Annotated in this window: 19 protein-coding genes; 15 read left to right on the forward strand and 4 right to left on the reverse strand. The window is 72.5% G+C overall.

Translation table 11 applies throughout. The annotated features are described in order from the left end of the window. Positions 1-126: 126 nt before the first annotated feature. From RWE79_RS29050 to RWE79_RS29075, 6 genes are all read left to right on the forward strand, one after another. The gene (locus tag RWE79_RS29050; protein ID WP_475943021.1) at positions 127-948 is read left to right on the forward strand and encodes a helix-turn-helix domain-containing protein; all 822 of its coding nucleotides are present in this window, start codon (positions 127-129) and stop codon (positions 946-948) included. An 80-nt stretch (positions 949-1,028) separates the two neighbouring features. Beyond that, positions 1,029-2,531, forward strand: a complete 1,503-nt coding sequence (rimO, locus tag RWE79_RS29055; protein WP_475943022.1) for a 30S ribosomal protein S12 methylthiotransferase RimO — start codon at positions 1,029-1,031, stop codon at positions 2,529-2,531. Further along, positions 2,528-3,169 (forward strand): CDP-diacylglycerol--glycerol-3-phosphate 3-phosphatidyltransferase, encoded by a 642-nt coding sequence (gene pgsA / locus RWE79_RS29060; RefSeq protein WP_475943023.1) that lies wholly within the window; start codon positions 2,528-2,530, stop codon positions 3,167-3,169. The genes rimO and pgsA overlap by 4 nt, the downstream gene beginning before the upstream one ends. Continuing rightward, positions 3,166-3,726 (forward strand): CinA family protein, encoded by a 561-nt coding sequence (locus RWE79_RS29065; RefSeq protein WP_475943024.1) that lies wholly within the window; start codon positions 3,166-3,168, stop codon positions 3,724-3,726. Before pgsA ends, RWE79_RS29065 begins: the two co-directional genes overlap by 4 nt. Before the next feature lie 94 nt (positions 3,727-3,820). Next, positions 3,821-4,207: a helix-turn-helix domain-containing protein gene (locus RWE79_RS29070; RefSeq protein WP_475943025.1), complete on the forward strand. Its 387-nt coding sequence runs from the start codon at positions 3,821-3,823 to the stop codon at positions 4,205-4,207. Between the two features lie 139 nt (positions 4,208-4,346). Continuing rightward, positions 4,347-4,817, forward strand: coding sequence for a Dps family protein (locus tag RWE79_RS29075; RefSeq protein ID WP_475943026.1), 471 nt, complete (start codon positions 4,347-4,349; stop codon positions 4,815-4,817). A gap of 484 nt (positions 4,818-5,301) precedes the next feature. Here RWE79_RS29075 and RWE79_RS29080 read toward each other — a convergent pair whose 3' ends face one another. Next, complete coding sequence (locus RWE79_RS29080; RefSeq protein ID WP_475943027.1) at positions 5,302-6,075, reverse strand: SDR family NAD(P)-dependent oxidoreductase; 774 nt, start codon at positions 6,073-6,075, stop codon at positions 5,302-5,304. 14 nt (positions 6,076-6,089) lie between these two features. Beyond that, complete coding sequence (locus tag RWE79_RS29085) at positions 6,090-6,893, reverse strand: DNA-formamidopyrimidine glycosylase family protein (RefSeq protein ID WP_475943028.1); 804 nt, start codon at positions 6,891-6,893, stop codon at positions 6,090-6,092. A 639-nt stretch (positions 6,894-7,532) separates the two neighbouring features. On the opposite strand from RWE79_RS29085, the gene RWE79_RS29090 reads away from it, so the two are divergent. Together RWE79_RS29090 and RWE79_RS29095 are read left to right on the forward strand one after the other, a co-directional pair. Further along, the gene (locus RWE79_RS29090; RefSeq protein WP_475943029.1) at positions 7,533-9,230 is read left to right on the forward strand and encodes an MFS transporter; all 1,698 of its coding nucleotides are present in this window, start codon (positions 7,533-7,535) and stop codon (positions 9,228-9,230) included. A gap of 384 nt (positions 9,231-9,614) precedes the next feature. After that, entirely contained in the window at positions 9,615-10,793 is a 1,179-nt protein-coding gene (locus RWE79_RS29095; protein WP_475938055.1) for an IS4 family transposase, read from the forward strand. 224 nt (positions 10,794-11,017) lie between these two features. Here the strand turns inward: RWE79_RS29095 and RWE79_RS29100 are convergent, their stop codons facing one another. Further along, on the reverse strand, positions 11,018-15,688 hold the full coding sequence (locus RWE79_RS29100; protein ID WP_475943030.1) for an ATP-dependent helicase: 4,671 nt from the start codon (positions 15,686-15,688) through the stop codon (positions 11,018-11,020). A 114-nt stretch (positions 15,689-15,802) separates the two neighbouring features. Between RWE79_RS29100 and RWE79_RS29105 the strand changes: the two genes are divergently transcribed. Genes RWE79_RS29105 through RWE79_RS29115 form a run of 3 tightly spaced genes read left to right on the forward strand, consistent with a single transcriptional unit; the run spans position 15,803 to position 17,667 of the window. Beyond that, positions 15,803-16,651, forward strand: coding sequence for an AraC family transcriptional regulator (locus RWE79_RS29105; RefSeq protein ID WP_475943031.1), 849 nt, complete (start codon positions 15,803-15,805; stop codon positions 16,649-16,651). Positions 16,652-16,660: 9 nt separating this feature from the next. Continuing rightward, entirely contained in the window at positions 16,661-17,359 is a 699-nt protein-coding gene (locus RWE79_RS29110) for an AzlC family ABC transporter permease (RefSeq protein ID WP_475943032.1), read from the forward strand. Next, positions 17,356-17,667, forward strand: a complete 312-nt coding sequence (locus RWE79_RS29115; protein WP_475943033.1) for an AzlD domain-containing protein — start codon at positions 17,356-17,358, stop codon at positions 17,665-17,667. The genes RWE79_RS29110 and RWE79_RS29115 overlap by 4 nt, the downstream gene beginning before the upstream one ends. 19 nt (positions 17,668-17,686) lie before the next feature. Here RWE79_RS29115 and RWE79_RS29120 read toward each other — a convergent pair whose 3' ends face one another. Beyond that, the gene (locus RWE79_RS29120) at positions 17,687-18,595 is read right to left on the reverse strand and encodes a hypothetical protein (protein WP_475943034.1); all 909 of its coding nucleotides are present in this window, start codon (positions 18,593-18,595) and stop codon (positions 17,687-17,689) included. Between the two features lie 80 nt (positions 18,596-18,675). Here RWE79_RS29120 and RWE79_RS29125 point away from each other — a divergent pair, with 80 nt between their 5' ends. From RWE79_RS29125 to recX, 4 genes are all read left to right on the forward strand, one after another. Further along, on the forward strand, positions 18,676-18,870 hold the full coding sequence (locus RWE79_RS29125) for a DUF3046 domain-containing protein (RefSeq protein ID WP_475943035.1): 195 nt from the start codon (positions 18,676-18,678) through the stop codon (positions 18,868-18,870). Positions 18,871-18,873: 3 nt separating this feature from the next. Beyond that, on the forward strand, positions 18,874-20,145 hold the full coding sequence (locus RWE79_RS29130) for an AI-2E family transporter (RefSeq protein WP_475943036.1): 1,272 nt from the start codon (positions 18,874-18,876) through the stop codon (positions 20,143-20,145). A gap of 234 nt (positions 20,146-20,379) precedes the next feature. Next, positions 20,380-21,513, forward strand: a complete 1,134-nt coding sequence (gene recA, locus RWE79_RS29135) for a recombinase RecA (RefSeq protein ID WP_475943037.1) — start codon at positions 20,380-20,382, stop codon at positions 21,511-21,513. A 4-nt stretch (positions 21,514-21,517) separates the two neighbouring features. Continuing rightward, the gene (recX, locus tag RWE79_RS29140) at positions 21,518-22,105 is read left to right on the forward strand and encodes a recombination regulator RecX (protein ID WP_475943038.1); all 588 of its coding nucleotides are present in this window, start codon (positions 21,518-21,520) and stop codon (positions 22,103-22,105) included. Positions 22,106-22,137 lie beyond the last annotated feature (32 nt).

Genomic DNA, 22,137 nt, shown 5'->3' on the forward strand with positions numbered 1-22,137 from the left:
CCGGACACCGGGGCGGCCCGGCAATCCTTCTGGCGGACAGAGAACGGCCGTCCGCTTGCCCGTCCTTTTCCGACCCCCCCTAGACTGAACTTCCAGCAGGTGGTTACACGCTCGAAAGGCGCCCCCGTGTCCATCGGCAACCCGCCATCCGACGACCGGCCCCCGGTCGCCGACGACCGGCCCCCGGTCGGTCACGCACTGGCTCAGGCCCGCCTCGCCGCCGGCCTGACCATCGACGAGGTCAGCAGCTCCACGCGTGTACGCGCGCCCATCGTGATCGCCATCGAGCAGGACGACTTCTCGCGCTGCGGTGGCGACGTGTACGCCCGTGGCCATATCCGTACCATCGCCCGGGCCGTCGGCGTCGATCCCGAGCCGCTGGTCGCCCAGTACGTCCAGGAGCACGGCGCCGCCCCGGCCCGCACGCCGGTGACTCCGCTCTACGAAGCCGAAAGGATCCGCTCCGAACCCCGCCGGCCCAACTGGACCGCGGCCATGGTGGCGGCGATCGTCGCCGTCGTCGGCTTCGTCGGCTTCACGCTCTTCAACGGCGGTACCGACGGTGAGCCGGTGGCCGGCAAGCCGTCGGTGGTCGCGACCACCAAGAGCGCCGCCGGTCCCTCCCACAAGGCCAGCACCCAGCCCAAGCCCGAGGCGTCGGACAGCGCCATCGCCGCCGCCCCGGCCGACAAGGTGACGGTGAAGATGAGCGCCCAGGACGGCACCAGCTGGGTCTCCGCCACCGACAGCAACGGCCGCTCCCTCTTCCAGGGCAACCTGGCAGCCGGACAGTCCAAGACCTTCACCGACGACAAGCAGATCAAGCTCGTGGTCGGCAACGCCGGCGCCGTCTCGCTCTTCGTCAACGGCAAATCGCTCGGTGCCGCCGGAGAGATGGGCCAGGTGGCACATCTCAGCTACACCCCCGGCGATCCCGAGGTGGGCTGACCCGCCCCGCGACGGGGTCCACCGGTCCGGGCCCGAGGGTCCGGGCCGGGGCCCCTGCCCGGACAAAGTACGCTGAGGTCATGCCCGAACCCCGTACCGTCGCTCTTGTCACGCTCGGCTGCGCCCGTAACGAGGTGGACTCCGAGGAACTCGCCGGCCGTCTGGCGGCGGACGGCTGGCAGCTCGTCGACGATGCCACCGACGCCGATGTCGCGGTCGTGAACACCTGCGGCTTCGTCGACGCCGCCAAGAAGGACTCCGTGGACGCCCTGCTGGAGGCCAACGACCTCAAGGGCCAGGGCCGCACCCGGGCCGTCGTCGCCGTGGGCTGCATGGCCGAGCGGTACGGCAAGGAGCTCGCCGACGCGCTGCCCGAGGCCGACGGGGTCCTGGGCTTCGACGACTACACGGACATCTCCGACCGGCTGCAGACCATCCTGGCCGGTGGCGTCCACGCCCCGCACACCCCCCGCGACCGCCGCAAGCTGCTGCCGATCAGCCCCGCGGAGCGGCAGGCCGCGGGCGGCGTGGCCCTGCCCGGGCACGCCCAGGCCCCCGACAGCGTCCCCGACAGCCGCCCGGACGACCTTCCGGACGGCCTGGCCCCCGCCTCCGGCCCCCGCGCGCCGCTGCGCCGCAGGCTGGACAGCAGCCCGGTCGCCTCGGTCAAGCTCGCCTCCGGCTGCGACCGCCGCTGCTCCTTCTGCGCCATCCCCTCCTTCCGGGGCTCCTTCATCTCCCGGCGGCCCTCGGACGTGCTGGGCGAGACCCGCTGGCTGGCCGAACAGGGCGTCAAGGAGGTCATGCTGGTCAGCGAGAACAACACCTCGTACGGCAAGGACCTCGGCGACATCCGGCTGCTGGAGACGCTGCTGCCCGAGCTGGCGGCCGTCGACGGCATCGAGCGGATCCGGGTCAGCTATCTGCAGCCCGCCGAGATGCGGCCCTCACTGATCGACGTCCTGACGTCCACGCCCAAGGTCATGCCGTACTTCGACCTGTCCTTCCAGCACTCCGCCCCCGGCGTGCTGCGGGCCATGCGCCGCTTCGGCGACACCGAGCGCTTCCTCGAACTGCTCGGCACGATCCGCGGCAAGGCCCCCGAGGCGGGCGTCCGCTCCAACTTCATCGTCGGCTTCCCCGGCGAGACCGAGGCGGACCTGGAGGAACTGGAGCGGTTCCTGTCGGCCGCCCGGCTCGACGCCATCGGCGTCTTCGGCTACTCCGACGAGGAGGGCACCGAGGCCGCCACGTACGACGGCAAGCTGGACGAGGACGTCGTCGCCCAGCGCCTGGCGCGGGTCTCGCGGCTGGCCGAGGAGCTGACCGCGCAGCGCGCCGAGGAACGCCTCGGCTCGACCGTCGAGGTGCTGGTGGAGAGCGTCGGCGGCGAGGACGGCGAGGACGGCGAAGCCGTCGGCCGGGCGGAGCACCAGGCGCCGGAGACCGACGGGCAGGTGCGGCTCACCTCGTACGAGGGCCTGCTGCCCGGGGCGATCGTCACCGCGAAGGTGGTGGACACCGAGGGCGTCGACCTGGTCGCCGAACCGCTGTGTCCGGAGCCGGAGGAGGCGGCCAGATGACCGGAGCACCCGCGCCCGCCGCAGGCAACCACCGCCCCGCGCCGGTCGCCCCCGCGGCCCCCCAGGTCGCGCTGTGGAACATCGCCAACATCCTGACGATGATGCGGCTCGCGCTGGTCCCCGGCTTCGTCCTGCTGCTCGTCCACGACGGCGGTACCGACCCCGTCTGGCGTTCCTTCGCGTGGGCGGCCTTCGCCGTCGCGATGATCACCGACCTCTTCGACGGCGAACTGGCCCGCCGCTACGGCCTGGTCACCGACTTCGGCAAGATCGCCGACCCGATCGCCGACAAGGCCATCATGGGCGCCGCCCTGATCGGCCTCTCGGCGCTGGGCGACCTGCCGTGGTGGGTGACGGTCGTCATCCTGGTGCGTGAGGTCGGCATCACGCTGCTGCGCTTCTGGGTGATCCGCTGGGGCGTCATCCCCGCCAACCGCGGCGGCAAGCTCAAGACGCTCACCCAGGGTGTCGCCGTCGGCATGTACATCCTGGTCCTCACCGGGCCGCTGGCCACGCTGCGGGCCGTCCTGATGGGCGCCGCCGTGATCCTGACCGTCTGGTCCGGCTACGACTACGTACGCCAGGCCCTGGTGCTGCGCCGGGCAGGGCTGGCCGCCCGCCGCGGGACCGGGGTGTGAGCGGGGCAGCCGCCGCCGGCGTGCTGCGGCTGCTGGCGGAACGCGGGCAGACCCTGGCCGTCGCCGAGTCGCTCACCGGCGGCCTGGTCGCCGCCGAGCTGACCGGGGTGCCCGGCGCCTCGCGGAGCTTCCGCGGCTCGGTCACGGCGTACGCCACCGATCTCAAGGCCCGGCTGCTGGGCGTGGACACCGCCCTGCTGGCCGAGCGGGGCGCCGTCGATCCGCGGGTCGCCCGCGCGATGGCCGAGGGTGTACGGACCGCCCTGGGCGCCGACTGGGGCCTGGCCACCACCGGGGTCGCCGGCCCCGACCCGCAGGACGGCAAGCCGGTGGGAACGGTGTACGTGGCCGTCGCGGGGCCCCGCGGAGTCGGCCGGGCCGACCAGTTGCCACCCGCCCCCGCGAGTGCGGGCCGGGAGGATATCAGGGCCGCGGCCCTGGGCGCCGCCCTGGCCCTGTTGGAGCACGCGCTTGTGTCAGGCTTGGGAACTCCTGGCGAATCGGCAAAGGCGACGGATAGGGAAGACGGTGGGGGGAAGGGATGTTTGCAGCCCTGAGTGAACACGTCATCGCTCCCCGCACGGCCGGTGCCCGAGGCGGTACGGTGGGGCGAGAAGGTTGCGATATCGCGGTCCGAGGAGGGAGCCACCGATGATTCTGCTCCGTCGCCTGCTTGGTGACGTGCTGCGTCGGCAGCGCCAGCGCCAGGGCCGCACCCTGCGAGAGGTCTCCTCGTCCGCCCGGGTGTCCCTGGGCTACTTGTCGGAGGTCGAACGAGGGCAGAAGGAGGCCTCCTCCGAACTGCTCTCAGCGATCTGCGACGCCTTGGACGTCCCGATGTCCGAGGTGATGCGGGAGGTCAGCGACGATCTGTCGCTTGCCGAGCTGGCGGAGTCGGCGGCTTCCGAGTCCGCTGCCGCGCCTGTACGGCCGCTGCTGGGCGCGGTCACGTCTGTAACGTCCGGTCGCCCGGACGAGCGGGTCACCATCAAGGCGCCGAAGGCGCCCGCCGAGGCCGTGGACGTCGTCGCGGCCTGAGCGAAGTGGGATTGACCCAGGAGCCCCGGTCGGCGACGCAGACCGGGGCTCCTGGGGTTTTCCGCGTTTGCGGTGGCGTGAGGGGGAAGGCGTAAATGGGGATGAACCAGACCGCCGAACCCAGCAGGAGGAAAGCAGTATGAGTGTCGTCACGAGCACGCTGTCCGAGGCCGACCGCAAGGTGACCGGCGAGGCGCTGCAGGGTGTCCTAGCGGATCTGATCGACCTCTCCCTGGTGGCCAAGCAGGTCCACTGGAACGTCATCGGCCCGCGCTTCAGGTCCGTCCACCTCCAGCTCGACGATGTGGTGATCACGGCCCGTACGTACGCCGACACGGTCGCCGAACGCGCGTCCGCCATCGGTGTGACGCCCGACGGGCGCGCCGGGACGGTGGCCCGCAACAGCGCCATCGACACCGTCACGGACGGCTGGGTCAAGGACTCGCAGGTCGTGGAGATCATGGTCGAGGCCCTCGGCCAGGTGATCAAGCGGGTGCGCGAGGGCATCGCCTCGACCGACAAGCCGGATCCCGTCTCGCAGGACATCCTGATCGGCCTGTCCGGCGATCTGGAGAAGCACCACTGGATGTTCCAGGCGGAGAACGTCTGAGCCGCGCGGCTCTGCGCACACAGCCCCCGGTCGGGTGACCGGGGGCTCTCGTCCGTCAACTTCGGGGGCTGAATTCTGCCCCGTTCGAGTGAAGGACGGGGCGGTCGTGGCCCGGAAGGTCTAGCGATCTTGCCGGGCGGGGATCGTACTCCGGTACGGGGAACTCCTGTGGGTTCCCCGCCGCAACCTCGGGGCTCCGAAGGAGGCGGCTATGTGCGTTCTCCGGAAGATCTGGGCCCGGCGGCCGGTCCGCTGGGCGATCGCGCTCCTCGCGGGCGCGCTGTGGTGGTGGGCCACCCTGCGGCTCGCCATGGCGCCGGACCGGGCAGGCCCGGTGGAGGGTCTGGTCGCGGCCGGCGGCTGGGGCCTGAGCCTCATCCCGCTGCACTCCGTGACCCGCTCCGGATCGTCAGGGTCATCGGTCGGGGGTGCGCGCGGGAGCGCGAGAGTCCCCGTGCCGGGACAGAGAGGGCACCGTACGTCCCTACCAGGGCATGGCGATGCCGCCGTTGGGGCGCAGGATCTGGCCGGTCATGAACGCTGAGTGGTCGGAGGCCAGATAGAGCACGGCGCCCGCCACGTCCTCCGGGTCGCCCACGCGGCCCAGAGGCGTGGCGCGCGCCATGGCCTGCTCGCTGCCCGATCCGGCGGTCATGGCGGTACGGACGAACCCGGGCGCGACGGTGTTGGCGCGCACCCCGTACGGCCCCAGTTCCGTCGCCAGTGTCCTGGTGAGCTGGACCACGGCGGCCTTGGAGACGCTGTAGCAGAGCAGGCCGCCCCGGCCGGTGTCCACGGCGCCGGACGCCATGGTGATGATCGAGCCCGAGCGCTGTTCCCGCATCGCGCGGGCCGCCTCGCGGGCCGCGTACAGCACTCCCTTGAAGTTCACCGCCAGGACGCGGTCCAGGTCGGCCTCGTCGGTCTCCAGCACGCTGCTGGAGTGCATGACCCCGGCGATGGCGGCCAGGATGTCGAGCCGGCCGTGACGCCCGACGGTCTCCGCGACGGCCGCCGCGGTGTCGGCGCTGTCGGTCACATCGAGTGCGCGGGCGTACCCGGCGCCGCCCCCGTCCTGCGTGATGAGCTCGGCCGTGCGGCGCGCGCCCGGCTCGTCGCGGTCCGCGCAGACGACGGTGGCTCCGGCGCCGGCCAGCAGCCGTGCCGCCGCCCGGCCGATTCCGCCGGCGGCTCCGGTGACGAGGGCGGTACGTCCGGCGAGTTCGGCGTTTCGGGTCAACCCGGTTCGTTCGGCCATGATCTGACGGTACGTCAACTTCGGTCGGGAGCGGGACCCCTCTGGCAGTACGGACACCAGTAGGTGACCCGTTCCTGCCCCGCCGGGCCCAGATCCCCGACCCGGATCGCGGTCCCGCAGCGCAGACACGGCCGGTTGGCGCGCCCGTACACCCAGTGCGTCCGCCCGCGCCGTGTGTCACCGGTGGTGATGTGCCCGGGGCGGGCCTTGTTGGCCTCCAGCAGGCGTTTGGCCAGGGCCACCATGCGCTCGGGGGAGGTCAGGCCGGATACCGGTGTCCACGGCGTGACCCCGCGCAGAAAGCACAGCTCCGACTTGTAGACGTTGCCCAGCCCGGCCAGATTGCGCTGGTCCAGCAGGGCTTCGCCGGTGGTCCGGTCCGGCTGGGCGGTGAGCCTGCGGAGCGCCTCCGCCGCGTCCCAGCCCGGCCCCAGCAGATCCGGGCCCAGATGGCCCACGGCGGCGTCCTCCCCGTCGGTGGCGATGAGCTCCAGGACGGGGAGCCGATAGCCCACGGCGATCCGGTCCGGTGTCGACAGTACCGCTCTGACCTGGTGTGACGGCCCCCCGCGCCAGCGTTCGCCGGGTGCGTACAGATGCCATGACCCGTCCATCATCAGATGTGAGTGCAGGGTGATCCCGCCCTCGATCCGGGTCAGCAGATGCTTGCCGCGCGGGACCACCGCCTCGACGTGGCGGCCGGACAGATCGGTGGTCGCCAGCTGCGGGACGCGCAGGTCGCACCGGGTGAGAGTCCGGCCCGCGAGGGCGGCGTCCAGGCGGTGTGCGGTCAGCCAGACCGTATCTCCTTCGGGCATACGGACATGGTCCCGCGAGCACCGGCCCAGGTGTGCGGAGCGCGGCGACGGCGGACGCCGGGTCCTCGGCGTATCGGCGGAAGGTACGGGCCTGCGCCGGCCTGCCCGGCGGTCGGACATGCGTGACCGGTTCCGTCGGTTCCACGGTGACCGTCGTCCGGCCGGCCACGGCGAGGTCCGCCCTCGGGGAAGCGGCGTTCGAGGCGGGCGGAGGGCATGTGCCGGGCAGGGACGCGGATTTCGGGCAGTGCCCCGTGACGCAGCCACAACGAGCCGTCGGCGCCGCTGACATGCGGACGTACGAACACAGGAGGCGTGCGGGGCGACCGCGAAGTACGCGCCCCACAGGTCCAGCCCGTCCCGCACCCGCGCCACACCCGCGCCCACACCTCCAGCCGCGCCCGCGTACGGCGGTGTGCCCGGCGGGCGGTGCGCGGTCCTGCCCGCCCCATGGGGCGGCCGGAGCGCGTCACCGCAGGTGACGGATCGCGTTGCCGCCGGAAAAGTCCGTGCACTCATCTAGGCCATACCAACTGGTCGGTATTACCCTCTGGGCACGCAGCCGCAAGGCACGACGTCCCCATTTCGCGCGCCCCGAGTGCCTTGCTCCGCCCCCGAATCCCCCGGGAGGAGAGCCGCATGCCACGGACCCAGTCCACCGACAGCGACCTCACCACGAGCAGCCCGTCGTCCCCGCCCGGTCCACTCGCGCGCCTGTGGCGCCGCGACCTGGCCCACTACCCCGGCACAGGCCCGCGCTACACGTATCTGGCGATCGTGGTCGTGACCACCGTCGTCCTCTACTACCAGCTGTACATCCAGTACGCCGTGGCGACCTCGGTCATGACGCACTTCGGCATGACCTACGCCTACTTCATCTGGGTGTCCGTCATCGGCAACGCCGTAGGGGCCTTCGCCTCCCTGGTGGCGGGCCTCGCCGACCGGTGGGGCCGGGCCAACCTGGTGGTCTACGGACTCCTGGTCACCGGAGTGCTGGTGCTGCTGGCCCTGCCCGCGGCCGGCGACAAGGCCACCTTCCTGGTCCTCTTCGCCGCCGTCAGCTTCGTCGAGGGCATCATCCTGGTCGCCACGCCCGCCCTGATCCGCGACTTCTCGCCGCAGCTCGGCCGGGCCACGGCGATGGGCTACTGGACGATGGGCCCGGTCGTCGGCAGCCTCGTCGTCACCACGGTCACCAGCAGTACGCTCACCACCTCCACCTGGCAGGACGAACTGCGCTACGCCGGTGCCACCGGGCTGGTCGTCTTCCTCGTCGCCCTGGTCGGGCTGCGCGAACTGTCGCCCCGGCTGCGCGACCAGATCATGGTCAGCCTGCGCGACCGGGCCCTGGTGGAGGCACGCGCCAAGGGCATCGACCCGGAACAGTCACCGCACGGCGCCTGGCGGCAGATGCTGCGCCTGGACGTGATCGGCTCGGCACTCGCGATCAGCCTCTTCCTGCTGCTGTACTTCTCGGCGGTGGGCAACTTCGTCGTGTACTTCGCCACCACCTTCGACTACAGCCAGCAGCGCACCAACGCCCTCGCCAACTGGTACTGGGCCGCCAACGCCGTCGCCCTGGTGGTCGCGGGACTGCTCTCGGACCGCCTGAGGGTGCGCAAACCGTTCATGGTGGCCGGCGCCGTCGGCTCCATCGTGGTCACCTCGCTCTTCGCGGTCACCGCCACACACCCGCACACCGGTTACTACACCTTCGCCTGGCTGTTCGTCGGGATCGGGGCGCTCGGCGGCATCACCTACGCGCCCTGGATGGCGAGCTTCACCGAGACCGTCGAGAAGCACAACCCGGCGGCCACCGCCACCGGGCTGGCGGTGTGGGGATGGATCATCCGCGTGGTCGTCGCGGGTTCCGCCGCCCTCATCCCGGTGGTCGTGACGGCCGCGACCCCGCTGGTGGAGCACGGCGCGGAGGTCACCACGGCCTCCGAACAGGCCGCCCCCGCGCTGGCCGTGGTCGACGCCCACCCCCAGCTCTTCGCGGAACTGGGCAAGTACAAGCCGGGCGCCGCGCCGGCGGAGCTGAGCGCCCGGGCGGTGAAGGAGGTGGGCCCGGCCGACCTGGCCGTCGTCCAGAAGGCCCAGCCGCAGCTGGCGGTGCTCAAGGCGCACGGGGCCGAGGTGAGCAGGGCCGCCGCCGACGGGCCCGGCCAGTGGCAGACATGGTGGTGGATCTGCGTGGGCGGACAGGTGGTGTTCCTGCCGTTCGTGTTCGTCATGACGGGACGCTGGAGCCCCCGGAAGGCCCGCGAGGACGCCGAGGCGCACGAGCGCAGAGTGGCGGAGGAACTGGCGGCGCTGGCCGTCACACCGGGCTGATCCACCGGGTCGCGCGGCCCCGGCCACGCTCGTCCTCAGTCGCCTCCTCAGTCGCCTCCTCAGTCGCCGTACGGGCCGGCTCCTCGGCCCGTACGGCGACTGAGGACGTACCCGCCCACCGGACGTGACGGACCGGCGCTAGGGCGTGTTGCGAAAGTAGCGCCGTCCGCCCGCAGGGCGGGCTCCGCGGCGTCTGGTGCGTGCGATCGCAAGGCGGAGGGTCGTCCTCGTACTGGACGTACTTGGATGATCCCGACAACGCGGCGAGCGTGCGTGCCAGGCGTCGTGGAGCAGGCGGGACTTTCGCAACACGGCCTAGGGCCAATGCCGTTGCCTTTGCTGTAGGCGTACTGTGCTTGGCAGTTCGTCCCGGGGGTGGTTCGGATGGCTGCGAGTGTGTCTGACTTATCGGGTCTCGGCCTGTTGACCTGGGTGTATCCGCCAGGCTTGGTGGACCGGGTGGTGACGGCGTGCGGCCGTGCCGAGCGACGTCAGCGGCTGCTTCCCGCGCGGCTGGTGGTGTACTTCGTGCTGGCGTTGGCCCTGTTCTCACCTGCCCCGTATCTGGAAGTGATGCGCCATCTCGTCGAGGGCTTGCGGGGCTCGGGGCTGCTGGGCAACTGGCGTGTTCCGGCGAAGTCCTCGCTGTTCAGGGCCCGGCAGCGGCTGGGCTCCGAGCCGCTGCGGGTGCTGTTCGCCACGACCGCGAAGCCGATGGCGACCGAGGCGACGCCCGGCGCGTTCTGGCGGGGCTTGCGGCTGCTCGCCGTCGACGGCACGTGCTGGGACGTCGCGGACAGTGAAGCCAACGAGACTGCCTTCGGACGTCCGGGCAGTGGCCGCGGGTCGGGCAGGAGCGCGTTTCCGCAAGTGCGGATGGCAGCTCTGGTGGAGATCGGCAGCCATGCGGTGCTGGACGCGGAACTGGCCGGCTGCCGCACCGGGGAAGTCACTCTGGTAGGCCGCCTGCCGCGTTCGACCGGCCCAGGTCAGCTGGTCCTGGCCGACCGTGGGTTCCTTGGCGTCCCGTTGTGGCAGGCGTTCACCGCCACCGGCGCCGACCTGCTGTGGCGGGTGCCCGCCAACCGCGTCCTGCCCGTCACCAAACAGTTCCGCGACGGGTCATGGCTCTCACACATCAGAGCGAGCGGCGGCCCGGCCCGCAAGGAGCCGGTTGTGGTCCGTGTCCTGGCCTACCGGCTCAAGGACCGGGCCGGTGAGGGTGAGACCGACGACTATCGCCTGGTCACCAGCCTGCTGGACGCCCGACGGTATCCTGCCCGGCAGCTGGCCGCGCTCTACCGCGAACGCTGGGAGATCGAGTCCGTCTTCGCCGAGATCAAAACCCATCAGCGTGGCGCACGCGTCGTGCTCAGCAGTAAAACACCCGACGGTGTTCACCAGCAGATCTGGGCACACCTGCTGGTCCACCACGCTCTGCGGGAACTCATGCTGAGAACGGCTGCCACCCGTGGCCTGGACCCTGACCGGGTCTCCTTCACCGAAACGCTGCGCTCTGCCCGGCGCAGCGTGACCGTCACGCCGGGCAGTTTTTCCCCCTGACCTCCTGGTCAGAGCACTGGTGATGCTCGAGCAGGACCTCCTGGAACGGCTCCTGCCCGTCAGACGCCTCCGCAGCCAGCCCCGCGTGGTGAAACGCAAGATGTCCAACTACCGCCTCAAGCGAACTGAACACCGTTCCTGGCCACAGCCGACCCGCACCGGACCTCAAGCGGTCCTCATCACAAGACCCCAGCCCGCAAGCCCGTAACGCAACGGCATTGGCCCTAGGCCCGCAGTCGCAGGCCGCGCGGGGTGGCGTGGAAGCCGGCCGCCTCCAGGGCCCGGCCCAGCGGGGAGGTCAGCGCGGACTCGCCGTTCGTGCGCTCCACGGTGAGGCGGCCGAGGGCGTCGTCCCGGACGGCCAGAGCCAGGGCCTCGGCGGCGGACCGGAGGCGCTCGGAGTCGTCGGGCCCCGGCCAGGCGAGCAGCGACTTGCCGCCGCGCTCGACGTACAGCACGAGCTCGCCGTCGACCAGGACGACGAGGGCGCCGGCCTTGCGGCCCGGCCGGTGTGTGACCCCGGCCGGCTGCTCGGGCCAGGGCAGGGCGGCGCCGTAGGCGTTGGCGGGATCGGCGGCGGCGAGGACGACGGTGTGCGTGCCCGGGCCGGTGCGGGTCTCGCGGGACGTGCTGAGTGCCCGGAGCCGGTCGACGGCGCCGTCCATGGCGAACTGGGCGGCGCCCAGCCCCTCCACGACATAGCCGCGCCGGGCCTGGCCGGTCTCCTCGAAGGCGGAGAGCACCCGGTACGCGGCGGAGAAGCCGCCCTCGACACCCTCGGCGGCGACCGCGCCACGGGTGACGACGCCGTGCCGGTCGAGCAGGACATGGGTCAGGGCGTGGGCCCGGACCGTGGGGTCCTGGTCGATCGCCGGGAGCAGCGACCAGCGCCCGGCGGTGGTGGGCGGCCCGGTACGGGACGCCGTGGCGCGCGGCGCCCGGCCGGCCGGCGGCCGGTAGCGGCCGCGCGGCACAGCGCGCTGCGCCCGGTGCGCGGTGGAACCGGCCGTGCGGCCGGAGCCGAGGAGGGCGCGCAGCGGGGCGAGCGTGTCGTTGGTGAGCCGCCCGGACCAGGCCAGATCCCAGACGGCGTCGGCCAGTTCGGGGTCGGTGGGAGCGTGGCCGCCGGCTCTGACGTGCTCGGCGATCTGACGGAAGAACAGGCCGTACCCCCCGCCCAGGGCGTCCAGCACGGCCTGGTGCAGGGGCGACAGCTCCAGCGGCTGCGGCGGCGCGAGCAGCAGCGGCGCGCTCTCGGCCGGATGGAGCGACATCCAGCCGTCCTTGCCCGGCAGGGCCCCCGCCCCGGCCCACACCACCTCGCCGGACGCGGTCAGTTCGTCGAGCATGGCGGGTGTGTAACCGGCGACGCGGGCCGGCAGGACCAGCTTCTCCAGCGCCGAGGCGGGCACGGCCGCGCCCTGCAACTGCTCCACGGCCCGTACCAGACCGTCGATGCCCCGCAGGCTGTGCGTGCCCACGTGCTGCCACTGCGGCAGGAACGTGGCCAGCGTCGTGGGCGGCACCGGCTCCAGCTCGTGCCGCAGCGCGGCCAGCGAGCGGCGCCGCAGCCGTCGCAGCACCCCGGCGTCGCACCACTCGTGGCCCGCCCCGCCGGGCCGGAACTCGCCCTGGACGACGCGGCCGGGCGCCGCCAGCCGGTGCAGGGTGCCGTCGGCCACCGCCGTGCCCAGGCCGAAGCGCCCGGCGGCCTCGGCGGAGGTGAAGGGGCCGTGGGTGCGTGCGTACCGGGCGAGCAGGTCGGCCAGCGGATCCTTGACCGGTTCGGTGAAGGCCTCCGGGACGCCGACCGGGAGCGCCGTGCCCAGCGCGTCCCGCAGCCGTCCGGCGTCCTCGACGGCCGCCCAGTGGTCCTCGCCCGCGATCCGCACCCGGATCGACCTGCGGGCCGCTTCCAGCTCACGCGCCCAGTCCGGCTCGGCGCCCCGGGCGGCGAGCTCGGCGCCGGTGAGCGGCCCCAGCATCCGCAGCAGGTCCGCGACGCCTTCCACGTCCTTGATCCGGCGGTCCTCGGTGAGCCACTGGAGCTCCCGTTCCAGCTCGGTCAGCACCTCGGCGTCCAGCAGCTCGCGCAGCTCGGCCCGGCCGAGCAGCTCGGCCAGCAGCCGGGAGTCCAGCGACAGGGCGGCGGCACGCCGCTCGGCCAGCGGCGAGTCGCCCTCGTAGAGGAACTGCGCGACATAACCGAAGAGCAGGGAGCGCGCGAAGGGTGACGGCTCGGGTGTCGTGACCTCGACCAGCCGCACCCGGCGGGCCTCGATGTCGCTCATCAGCTCGACCAGACCGGGCACGTCGAAGACATCCTGCAGGCACTCGCGGACAGCCTCCAGCACGATCGGGAACGAGCCGAACTCCGATGCGACCTGGAGCAGTTGGGCCGACCGCTGGCGCTGCTGCCACAGCGGGGTGCGCTTGCCGGGGCTGCGGCGCGGCAGCAGCAGGGCGCGGGCGGCGCACTCGCGGAAGCGCGACGCGAACAGTGCCGAACCGCCGACCTGGTCGGTGACCAGCTGCTCGACCTCGCCCTTGTCGAAGGCGATGTCGGCGGCCCCGACCGGTGACTGCTCGACGTCGGGCTCCGCCCCCCGGTGTGCCGGATCCGCGTCCAGCAGATCCATGCCCAGCATGTCGGCGTCGGGCAGCCGCAGCACGATGCCGTCGTCCGCGTGCATCACCTGGGCGTCGAAGCCGTACCGCTCGGCGAGCCGGGCGCCCAGGGCCAGCGCCCACGGGGCGTGCACCTGCGCGCCGAACGGGGAGTGGACGACGATCCGCCAGTCGCCCAGCTCGTCCCGGAAGCGCTCGACCACGATCGTGCGGTCGTCCGGCACATGGCCGCAGGCCCGGCGCTGCTCGTCCAGATAGGCCAGGACGTTGTCGACCGCCCAGGCGTCCAGCCCGGCCGCGGTCAGCCGCTCCCGGCTCTCCGCCGGGGCCAGCCGGCCCACCTCGCGCAGGAACGCGCCCACCGCGCGGCCGAGTTCGAGCGGGCGGCCCAGCTGGTCGCCCTTCCAGAACGGCAGCCTGCCCGGAACCCCGGGCGCGGGCGACACCAGCACCCGGTCACGGGTGATGTCCTCGATCCGCCACGAGGTCGTGCCCAGCGTGAAGACGTCGCCGACCCGGGACTCGTAGACCATCTCCTCGTCCAGCTCACCGACCCGGCCGCCGCCCTTCTTCGGGTCGGCCCCGGCCAGGAACACCCCGAACAGGCCCCGGTCCGGGATGGTGCCGCCGGAGGTGACCGCGAGCCGCTGGGCCCCCGGCCGGCCGCTCAGCGTGTTGGCCACCCGGTCCCAGACCAGGCGCGGGCGCAGCTCGGCGAAGGCGTCGGAGGGATAGCGCCCGGCGAGCATGTCCAGCACGGCGGTGTACGCGGAGTGCGGCAGCCCGGCGAAGGGCGCGGCGCGGCGCACGAGGGCCAGCAGCTCGTCGACGTCCCAGGTGTCGAGCGCCGTCATGGCGACCAGTTGCTGCGCCAGGACGTCCAGCGGGTTGGCCGGCACGCGCAGCGCCTCGATGGCACCCTCGCGCATCCGCTCGATGACCACCGCCGACTGCACCAGATCACCCCGGTACTTGGGGAAGACCACACCGGTGGAGACCGCGCCGACCTGGTGTCCGGCCCGGCCCACGCGTTGCAGTCCGGAGGCCACCGACGGCGGCGACTCCACCTGGACGACCAGATCGACCGCGCCCATGTCGATGCCCAGCTCCAGGCTGGAGGTGGCCACCACGGCGGGCAGCCGGCCCGCCTTGAGATCCTCCTCGACCAGGGCCCGCTGCTCCTTGGAGACCGAGCCGTGGTGCGCCCGGGCCAGCACGGGCGGGGCACCCTGCGCGGCCCCGGACTGGGCCATGATCTCGGCCGGCGGCGCGGACTGCGGCAGCGGCCCGCCGGTGGCCCGTTCGAGGGCGATCTCGTTGAGCCGGTTGCACAACCGCTCGGCCAGCCGGCGGGAGTTGGCGAAGACGATCGTGGACCGGTGTGCCTGCACCAGGTCGGCGATCCGCTCCTCGACATGGGGCCAGATCGACGGCCGCTCGTCCCCGGCCGCCGTCGGGCCGCTTTGGTCGGCCGCCGGGGAGCCGCCCAGCTCGCCCAGATCCTCCACGGGCACGACCACCGAGAGGTCGAACTCCTTCTGGGAGGGCGGCTGGACGATCGTCACCTTGCGCTGCGGCGACAGGAAGCGCGCCACCTCGTCCACCGGCCGCACCGTCGCCGACAGCCCGATCCGCCGTGCGGGCCGGTCCAGAAGTTCGTCCAGCCGCTCCAGGGACAGGGCCAGATGCGCGCCGCGCTTGGTGCCCGCGACCGCGTGCACCTCGTCGAGGATCACCGTCTCGACGCCGCGCAGCGCGTCCCGGGCCGCGGAGGTCAGCATCAGGAACAGCGACTCGGGCGTGGTGATCAGGATGTCCGGCGGCCTGGTCGCCAGCGCGCGCCGCTCCGCCGGCGGGGTGTCGCCCGAACGGATCCCGACCCGCACCTCGGGCTCCGGCAGCCCCAGGCGTACGGACTCGTGCCGCAGCCCGGTGAGCGGACTGCGCAGATTCCGCTCCACGTCGACCGCGAGCGCCTTCAGCGGCGACACGTACAGCACCCGGCAGCGCCGCTGGGCCTCGGCCGGTGGCGGGGTGGACGCCAGCCGGTCCAGGGCAGCGAGGAAGGCCGCCAGGGTCTTGCCCGAGCCGGTGGGGGCGACCACCAGCACGTCGGAATCCTCGGCGATCGCCCGCCATGCCCCGGCCTGGGCGGCCGTGGGCGCGCTGAACGCCCCCCTGAACCACGCGCGGGTCGCGGGGGAGAAGGCGTCCAGGGACGACGCCGGGTCCTCCTCCGGCGCGATCCGACTGCGTCGTTGCGACATGCCCTCCATCCTGCCTCGCCCCACTGACAATCGGCTCCCGACGGTTCCCGACGGCTCCCGACGGCTCCACGGCGGCTCCCCGGCGGTCCGGGCGGGCGGCCGCACAATGGACTCATGGCACCGCAGGAGCGCGCACGGCACTGGCAGCATCCGGGCCTGCCGGGCGTGGACCTGCTGCGGGCCCACTACGTCCGGCACACCTTCCCCCGCCATGCCCACGACGGATACGTGATCGCCACCGTGACCCGGGGCATCGAGGTGGTGGGTCTGCCCCACGGTGAGGAGCGGGCCGGAGCGGGCGGCGTCGTACTGATCAACCCCGAGACCCCGCACACCGCCCACGCCGGCACCGGCGAGGGCTGGAGCTACCAGGTGCTCTACCCGGACGTGGAAGTGATCGCCGAGGTCGCGCGGGAGATCTCGGCGATCCGGGGCACACCGTCCTTCGGCGCGTCGCTGCTCGACGACCCCCGGGCCGCCCGCCTCATCGCCGACGTCCACCGGGCCGCCGAGCACGACAACGCGCTCGCCGCCGACTCCGCGCTGCGCCTGGCCGCCGCCCGGCTGCTGGGCCGCTGGGGCACCGGACCGGCCTCCCGCCGCCCCGCGGGCGCGGGCGCGGTGGCCGCCGGCCGGGCCCGGGAGCTGCTGGCGGCCAGGATCAGCGCGCCGCCCACCCTGGAGCAGCTGGCCGCCGAGGTGGGCGCCGGACCTTTCGCGCTGCTGAGGGCGTTCCGGGCGGCATACGGGCTGCCCCCGCACGCCTGGCTGACCGGCGAGCGGGTGCGGGCGGCCCGCCGGATGCTGGAGGACGGCCTCCCGCCCGCCGAGACGGCACTGGCGGTGGGCTTCACCGACCAGCCGCACCTCAACCGGCACTTCACCCGGATCGTCGGCGTCCCGCCGGGCGCCTACCAGCGCGAGCGCAAGAACGTACAAGACCCGCCCGGCCACGCTCCCTAGGATCGACCCGTGACCGCACCACCAGCAGACACGGAGCAGCAGCCCTCGGCGGCCAGGCCGCGTTCCGCGGTGATCCGCGACGCACTCGGCGTCGGCGTCGCCGTCGGGTTGTCCGGCTTCGCCTTCGGGGTGACCTCGGCCGGCGCGGGGCTCGGCATCGCCCAGACCTGCGCACTGAGCCTCCTTGTCTTCACCGGCGCCTCGCAGTTCGCCCTCGTCGGCGCCCTGGGGGCCGGCGGCAGCCCGTTCGCGGCCGCCGCCGGGGCGTTCTTCCTCGGCGTGCGCAACGCCTTCTACGGGCTGCGCCTGTCGGAGCTGCTGCGGCTGCCGCGCGCGGTGCGCCCGCTGGCCGCGCAGTGGGTGATCGACGAGACCTCCGCGGTCGCCCTCGCCCAGCCGGACCGGCGCAGCGCGCGCCTGGGTTTCACCGTGACCGGCGCCAGCCTGTACGTGCTGTGGAATCTGACCACCCTGCTCGGCGCCCTGGGGGCGTCCGCGCTCGGCGACCCCGCCGCCTGGGGCCTGGACGCGGCCGGCCCCGCCGTCTTCCTGGCGCTGCTCGCGCCCATGGTGCGCGGACGCGACCAGCGGGCCGTGGCGGCGCTCGCCGTCGTCCTGGCACTGGTCTGCCTGCCGCTGCTCCCGGCCGGCGTACCGGTGCTGGTCGCCGCCCTGGCCGCGCCGCTCGTCCTGGCGGTGACGCGATGAGCACCTGGATCGCCATCGGTGTCACCGCCTTCGGCTGCTACGCGGTGAAGCTGCTCGGCCTGTCGGTGCCGGCCGGTTTCCTGGAGCGGCCGGTCGTCCGCAGGCTCGCCGCCCTGGTGCCCATCGCGCTGCTGGCCGCGCTCACCGCCATCCAGACCTTCGGCACCGACGACCGAACCCTCGCCCTGGACGCCCGGGGCGCGGGCCTCGCCGCGGCCGCCGTCGCCCTGCTGCTGCGCGCGCCCTTCCTGGTGGTGGTCGGGGCGGCGGTCGTCGTCACCGCCGCCGTACGGGCCCTCGCGGGCTGATCCGGCCCGGTCGGCCCGGCTAGTGCCCCTTCAGCCGCCCGTAGGCGCGCAGCGTGCGCAGCGCCTCGATCGTGACGATCGGCCGCGACTCCAGCCGGGTGCCCGGCGCCCACTCCCGCCAGGTGATGGGCCAGCCGCCGTCCGAGCCCTGCAACGCGGCCAGGAACGCCAGCGAACGCTCCAGCTCAGCGTCCGAGAACCAGCGCCGGCCCAGCGAATCGGGCGTGCGCGCGAAGTCGTACGGATAGTGATGCTCGCCCGGCGCGTAGCCGGGTGGCACGGTGTAGGTGTGGGCGCGGGCCGGATCGAGCACCACGAGCCGCTGCTCCCTGACGAGCCGGCCGAGACGGTCCGCCGCCGCCTGCGCCCGCGGGCGGTCCGGCGCCGAGTCGAGGAACGCCAGGGCGGCCATCGCCTCGTACGGATGGGTCCTGTCCAGGGAGTCCACGACCGACCAGCAGAAGTCCGTGGCCCGGAACAGCCATGCGTGCCACACCTCGTTGCGGTGCAGCATCCCGACCACGGGCCCGGTGGCGAGCAGATCGCCCGGCGGGTCGTCGGTGATCGGGATCCAGGGCGCCGCCGGGTAACCGCGCAGCGAGGGATGGACCGCCGGCAGCGCTCCCTCCGGGGTCGAGACGGCGGTGAGATAGCGGCACACGCGCTCCGCGCGCCGGCCGTTGCAACGGCCGATCTCGTCGAGCACGCGCAGCGCGTACGCGGTGTGCAGCGGCTGGCTCACGGGGCCGCGCAGATCGGGCTCCAGGGCGTGGCCGAACCCGTCGTCCTCGTTGCGGTACGCGTTGAGCGCGGTCTCCACCGGGTCCGGCGCACCCTGCAGGAAGAGATGGGCGAACCTGCGCTGTTCGATCACGCGGGCGGTGAGCCACACGAACTGCTCGGCGCGCGCTGACGGGTTAACTGGCATGTGCGCACAGTAGGGGGCCCTGCCGCGGCTGCCTACGCCTGTGCGTCCACGCGCCCCCCGCCGGCGGGATACTGGTGTTCATGAAGTTGACGGTCTTCTGGGAGCGGATGCGGGCGCACTTCGGTGAGCTGTACGCCGATTCCTTCGCGCGTGATCATGTGATGTCCGAACTGGGCGGGAGGACCGTGGTCCAGGCGCTGGAGGAGGGCTGGGAGGCCAGGGACGTGTGGCGCGCGGTGTGCGCGGCGGTTGACGTGCCCGCTTCGAAACGCTGATCCATGGGCGAGACTTGGCCCGTGGCAGCAGACGCAGGCACCCCAGGTACCCCGGATACCCAGAGGACTCCGGACGACGGCAAGGACCACGGCGCCGGCAGCAGCGGCGACGGCGGTGGCACCGGGGAGGCGCCCGGCGCCCTGGAGGCGTCCGGCGCGGGCGGCATGCCGAGGTGGCTGCCCCGCGCCATGGTGATGGCCCTCGCGCTTTTCGGTGCCTTCCAGTTGGCGAACTGGGCGTTCCACCAGGTCATCGGACTGCTGGTGAACATCCTGATCGCCTTCTTCGGCGCGCTGGCCATCGAGCCCGCCGTGGACTGGATGGCGGCCCGGGGGGTGCGCAGGGGGGCCGCCACCGGGCTGGTCTTCATCGGAGTGCTCGCCGCCGGCGGGCTGTTCGTGGTGCTGCTGGGCTCCCTGCTCGTCGACCAGATCACCATGATCGGCCGTAATCTGCCCGACTACGTCGACGATGTCGTGCTCTGGCTCAACAAGACCTTCGGCACCGACCTGTCCGTCGGCAAGCTCCAGGACAACGTCCTGCACTCGGACTGGCTGCGCAACTACGTGCAGAACCAGGCGAGCAACGTATGGGGGCTGTCCGGCGCGGTGCTGGGCGGCGTCTTCCAGCTGCTCACCATCGCCCTGTTCACCTTCTACCTGGCCGCCGACGGCCCCCGGCTGCGCCGCACCCTGTGCTCCGTACTGCCGCCGACGCGCCAGGCGGAGGTGCTGCGTGCCTGGGAGATCGCGGTGGCCAAGACCGGCGGCTATCTGTACTCCCGCCTGCTGATGGCGCTGATCTCGGCCGTCGCGCACTACGTCCTGCTGCAGGTGCTGGGCGTGCCGTACGCGCCCGCGCTGGCGCTGTGGGTGGGGGTGATCTCGCAGTTCATCCCGACCGTGGGCACCTATCTGGCGGGTGCGCTGCCGATGCTGATCGCGTTCACCGAGGACCCCTGGGACGCGGTGTGGGTGCTGGGCTTCGTCGTGGTCTACCAGCAGTTCGAGAACTACGTACTGCAGCCGAGGATCACCGCCAGGACGGTGGACATCCACCCCGCCGTCGCCTTCGGCTCGGTCGTCGCCGGCACGGCGCTGCTGGGCGCGGTCGGCGCGCTGGTCGCGATCCCGGCGACGGCCACGTTGCAGGGCTTCCTGGGCGCCTATGTGAAGCGGTACGCCGTGACCGACCCGCGCGCCCATGGGCCGCAGCGGCGCAGGCCGGGCGCCTCGCTGCTGGCCAGGATCCGGCGCCGGACGGGGCGTGGCTGAGCAGGCCGGGGAAGCTTTCCGCTGGTTTAGGATGGTTTCCTCCCTTTTTCGGGAGCCTCATGTCTCACTTGACACGTAATTCGAACATCCATTCTCATGGATGTGCCGGGCCCGGTTTCTCGCGGTTTTCCGCTGGTTATCCACAGCCCGGAGGGACGTCAGGGCGCATTGTCAGTGGCAGGCAGTAGCGTCATGGACGTGAAGCGATCGACTCAGACATCCCGGGTGGAACCCATGGCAGGAACCGACCGCGAGAAGGCGCTCGACGCCGCGCTCGCACAGATTGAACGGCAGTTCGGCAAGGGCGCGGTCATGCGCCTCGGCGAGCGTCCGAACGAGCCCATCGAGATCATCCCCACCGGGTCGACCGCTCTGGACGTGGCGCTCGGCGTCGGCGGCCTGCCCCGCGGCCGCGTGGTGGAGGTCTTCGGCCCGGAGTCCTCCGGAAAGACGACCCTGACCCTGCACGCCGTGGCGAACGCGCAGAAGGCCGGCGGCCAGGTGGCCTTCATCGACGCCGAGCACGCACTCGACCCCGAGTACGCCAAGAAGCTCGGCGTCGACATCGACAACCTGATCCTCTCCCAGCCGGACAACGGCGAGCAGGCACTGGAGATCGTGGACATGCTGGTCCGCTCCGGCGCCCTCGACCTCATCGTCATCGACTCCGTGGCGGCCCTGGTGCCGCGGGCCGAGATCGAGGGTGAGATGGGCGACTCGCACGTGGGTCTGCAGGCCCGCCTGATGAGCCAGGCGCTCCGGAAGATCACCAGCGCGCTCAACCAGTCCAAGACCACGGCGATCTTCATCAATCAGCTCCGCGAGAAGATCGGTGTGATGTTCGGCTCGCCGGAGACCACGACCGGTGGCCGCGCGCTGAAGTTCTACGCCTCCGTGCGTCTGGACATCCGCCGTATCGAGACCCTCAAGGACGGCACGGAGGCGGTCGGCAACCGCACCCGCGTCAAGGTCGTCAAGAACAAGGTCGCCCCGCCCTTCAAGCAGGCCGAGTTCGACATCCTCTACGGCCATGGCATCAGCAAGGAGGGCGGCCTGATCGACATGGGTGTCGATCACGGCTTCGTCCGCAAGGCCGGTGCCTGGTACACGTACGAGGGTGACCAGCTCGGTCAGGGCAAGGAGAACGCGCGCAACTTCCTCAAGGACAACCCCGACCTCGCCGACGAGATCGAGAAGAAGATCAAGGAGAAGCTGGGGATCGGCGTCAGGCCCGAGGCCCTGGGCGAGGAGCCCGGCACGGATGCCGCCACGTCGGCTCCCGCCGCCAAGACGGCAACGGAACCGGCGGCTCCGGCCTCCGCGCCCAAGGCCGTGAAGGCGACCAAGGCGACTGCGGCCAAGGCCTGAGCCCGTGGCCCGCGCACGCAGCCGGTACCCCGACCGCGGCGGCTCTTCCTCGTCGGGGGCCGAGAAGGAGCCGCCGCCGGCAGAACCCGCCGACCCGGAGGAACAGGCACGGGCCCTGTGCCTGCGCCTGCTCACGGGAACACCCCGGACCCGTAAGCAGCTCGCCGACGCCATGCGCCGGCGGGAGATCCCCGAGGAGGTCGCCGAGCATGTCCTGGAACGGTTCCAGGACGTGGGGCTCATCGACGACGAGGCGTTCGCCAACGCCTGGGTGGAATCGCGGCACCGGGGCCGGGGCCTGGCCCGGCGGGCGCTCGCCCAGGAACTGCGCACCAGGGGGGTGGACGCGGAACTGATCGGCCGCGCCGTCGAGCAGCTCGACCCCGAGCAGGAGGAGCAGGCCGCCCGCGCCCTGGTGGAACGCAAGCTCGCAGCCACCCGTGGCCTGGAGCGTGACCGGCGTATCCGCCGGCTGGCCGGAATGCTGGCCCGCAAGGGGTACCCCGAGGGCGTCGCGATGCGGGTGGTCCGCCGGGCCCTTGAGGAGGAAGGGGAGGACCCGGAGCTCCTGGAGGACTTCCTGCCGGAGTGAGAGTCACCGGACCGTGCGGTGACCGCTTCCTT

The organism is Streptomyces sp. RLA131 (genome assembly GCF_056270125.1).

Excerpts from the sequence above, each read along its gene's own strand:
- RWE79_RS29100 (WP_475943030.1), bottom strand. The coding sequence starts at position 15,688 with ATGTCGCAACGACGCAGTCGGATCGCGCCGGAGGAGGACCCGGCGTCG.
- RWE79_RS29085 (WP_475943028.1), bottom strand. The coding sequence starts at position 6,893 with ATGCCCGAAGGAGATACGGTCTGGCTGACCGCACACCGCCTGGACGCC.
- RWE79_RS29070 (WP_475943025.1), top strand. The coding sequence starts at position 3,821 with ATGATTCTGCTCCGTCGCCTGCTTGGTGACGTGCTGCGTCGGCAGCGC.
- RWE79_RS29080 (WP_475943027.1), bottom strand. The coding sequence starts at position 6,075 with ATGGCCGAACGAACCGGGTTGACCCGAAACGCCGAACTCGCCGGACGT.
- RWE79_RS29115 (WP_475943033.1), top strand. The coding sequence starts at position 17,356 with ATGAGCACCTGGATCGCCATCGGTGTCACCGCCTTCGGCTGCTACGCG.
- RWE79_RS29090 (WP_475943029.1), top strand. The coding sequence starts at position 7,533 with ATGCCACGGACCCAGTCCACCGACAGCGACCTCACCACGAGCAGCCCG.
- RWE79_RS29105 (WP_475943031.1), top strand. The coding sequence starts at position 15,803 with ATGGCACCGCAGGAGCGCGCACGGCACTGGCAGCATCCGGGCCTGCCG.
- recA (WP_475943037.1), top strand. The coding sequence starts at position 20,380 with ATGGCAGGAACCGACCGCGAGAAGGCGCTCGACGCCGCGCTCGCACAG.
- RWE79_RS29095 (WP_475938055.1), top strand. The coding sequence starts at position 9,615 with ATGGCTGCGAGTGTGTCTGACTTATCGGGTCTCGGCCTGTTGACCTGG.
- RWE79_RS29125 (WP_475943035.1), top strand. The coding sequence starts at position 18,676 with ATGAAGTTGACGGTCTTCTGGGAGCGGATGCGGGCGCACTTCGGTGAG.
- RWE79_RS29120 (WP_475943034.1), bottom strand. The coding sequence starts at position 18,595 with ATGCCAGTTAACCCGTCAGCGCGCGCCGAGCAGTTCGTGTGGCTCACC.
- rimO (WP_475943022.1), top strand. The coding sequence starts at position 1,029 with ATGCCCGAACCCCGTACCGTCGCTCTTGTCACGCTCGGCTGCGCCCGT.
- RWE79_RS29130 (WP_475943036.1), top strand. The coding sequence starts at position 18,874 with ATGGGCGAGACTTGGCCCGTGGCAGCAGACGCAGGCACCCCAGGTACC.
- RWE79_RS29075 (WP_475943026.1), top strand. The coding sequence starts at position 4,347 with ATGAGTGTCGTCACGAGCACGCTGTCCGAGGCCGACCGCAAGGTGACC.
- pgsA (WP_475943023.1), top strand. The coding sequence starts at position 2,528 with ATGACCGGAGCACCCGCGCCCGCCGCAGGCAACCACCGCCCCGCGCCG.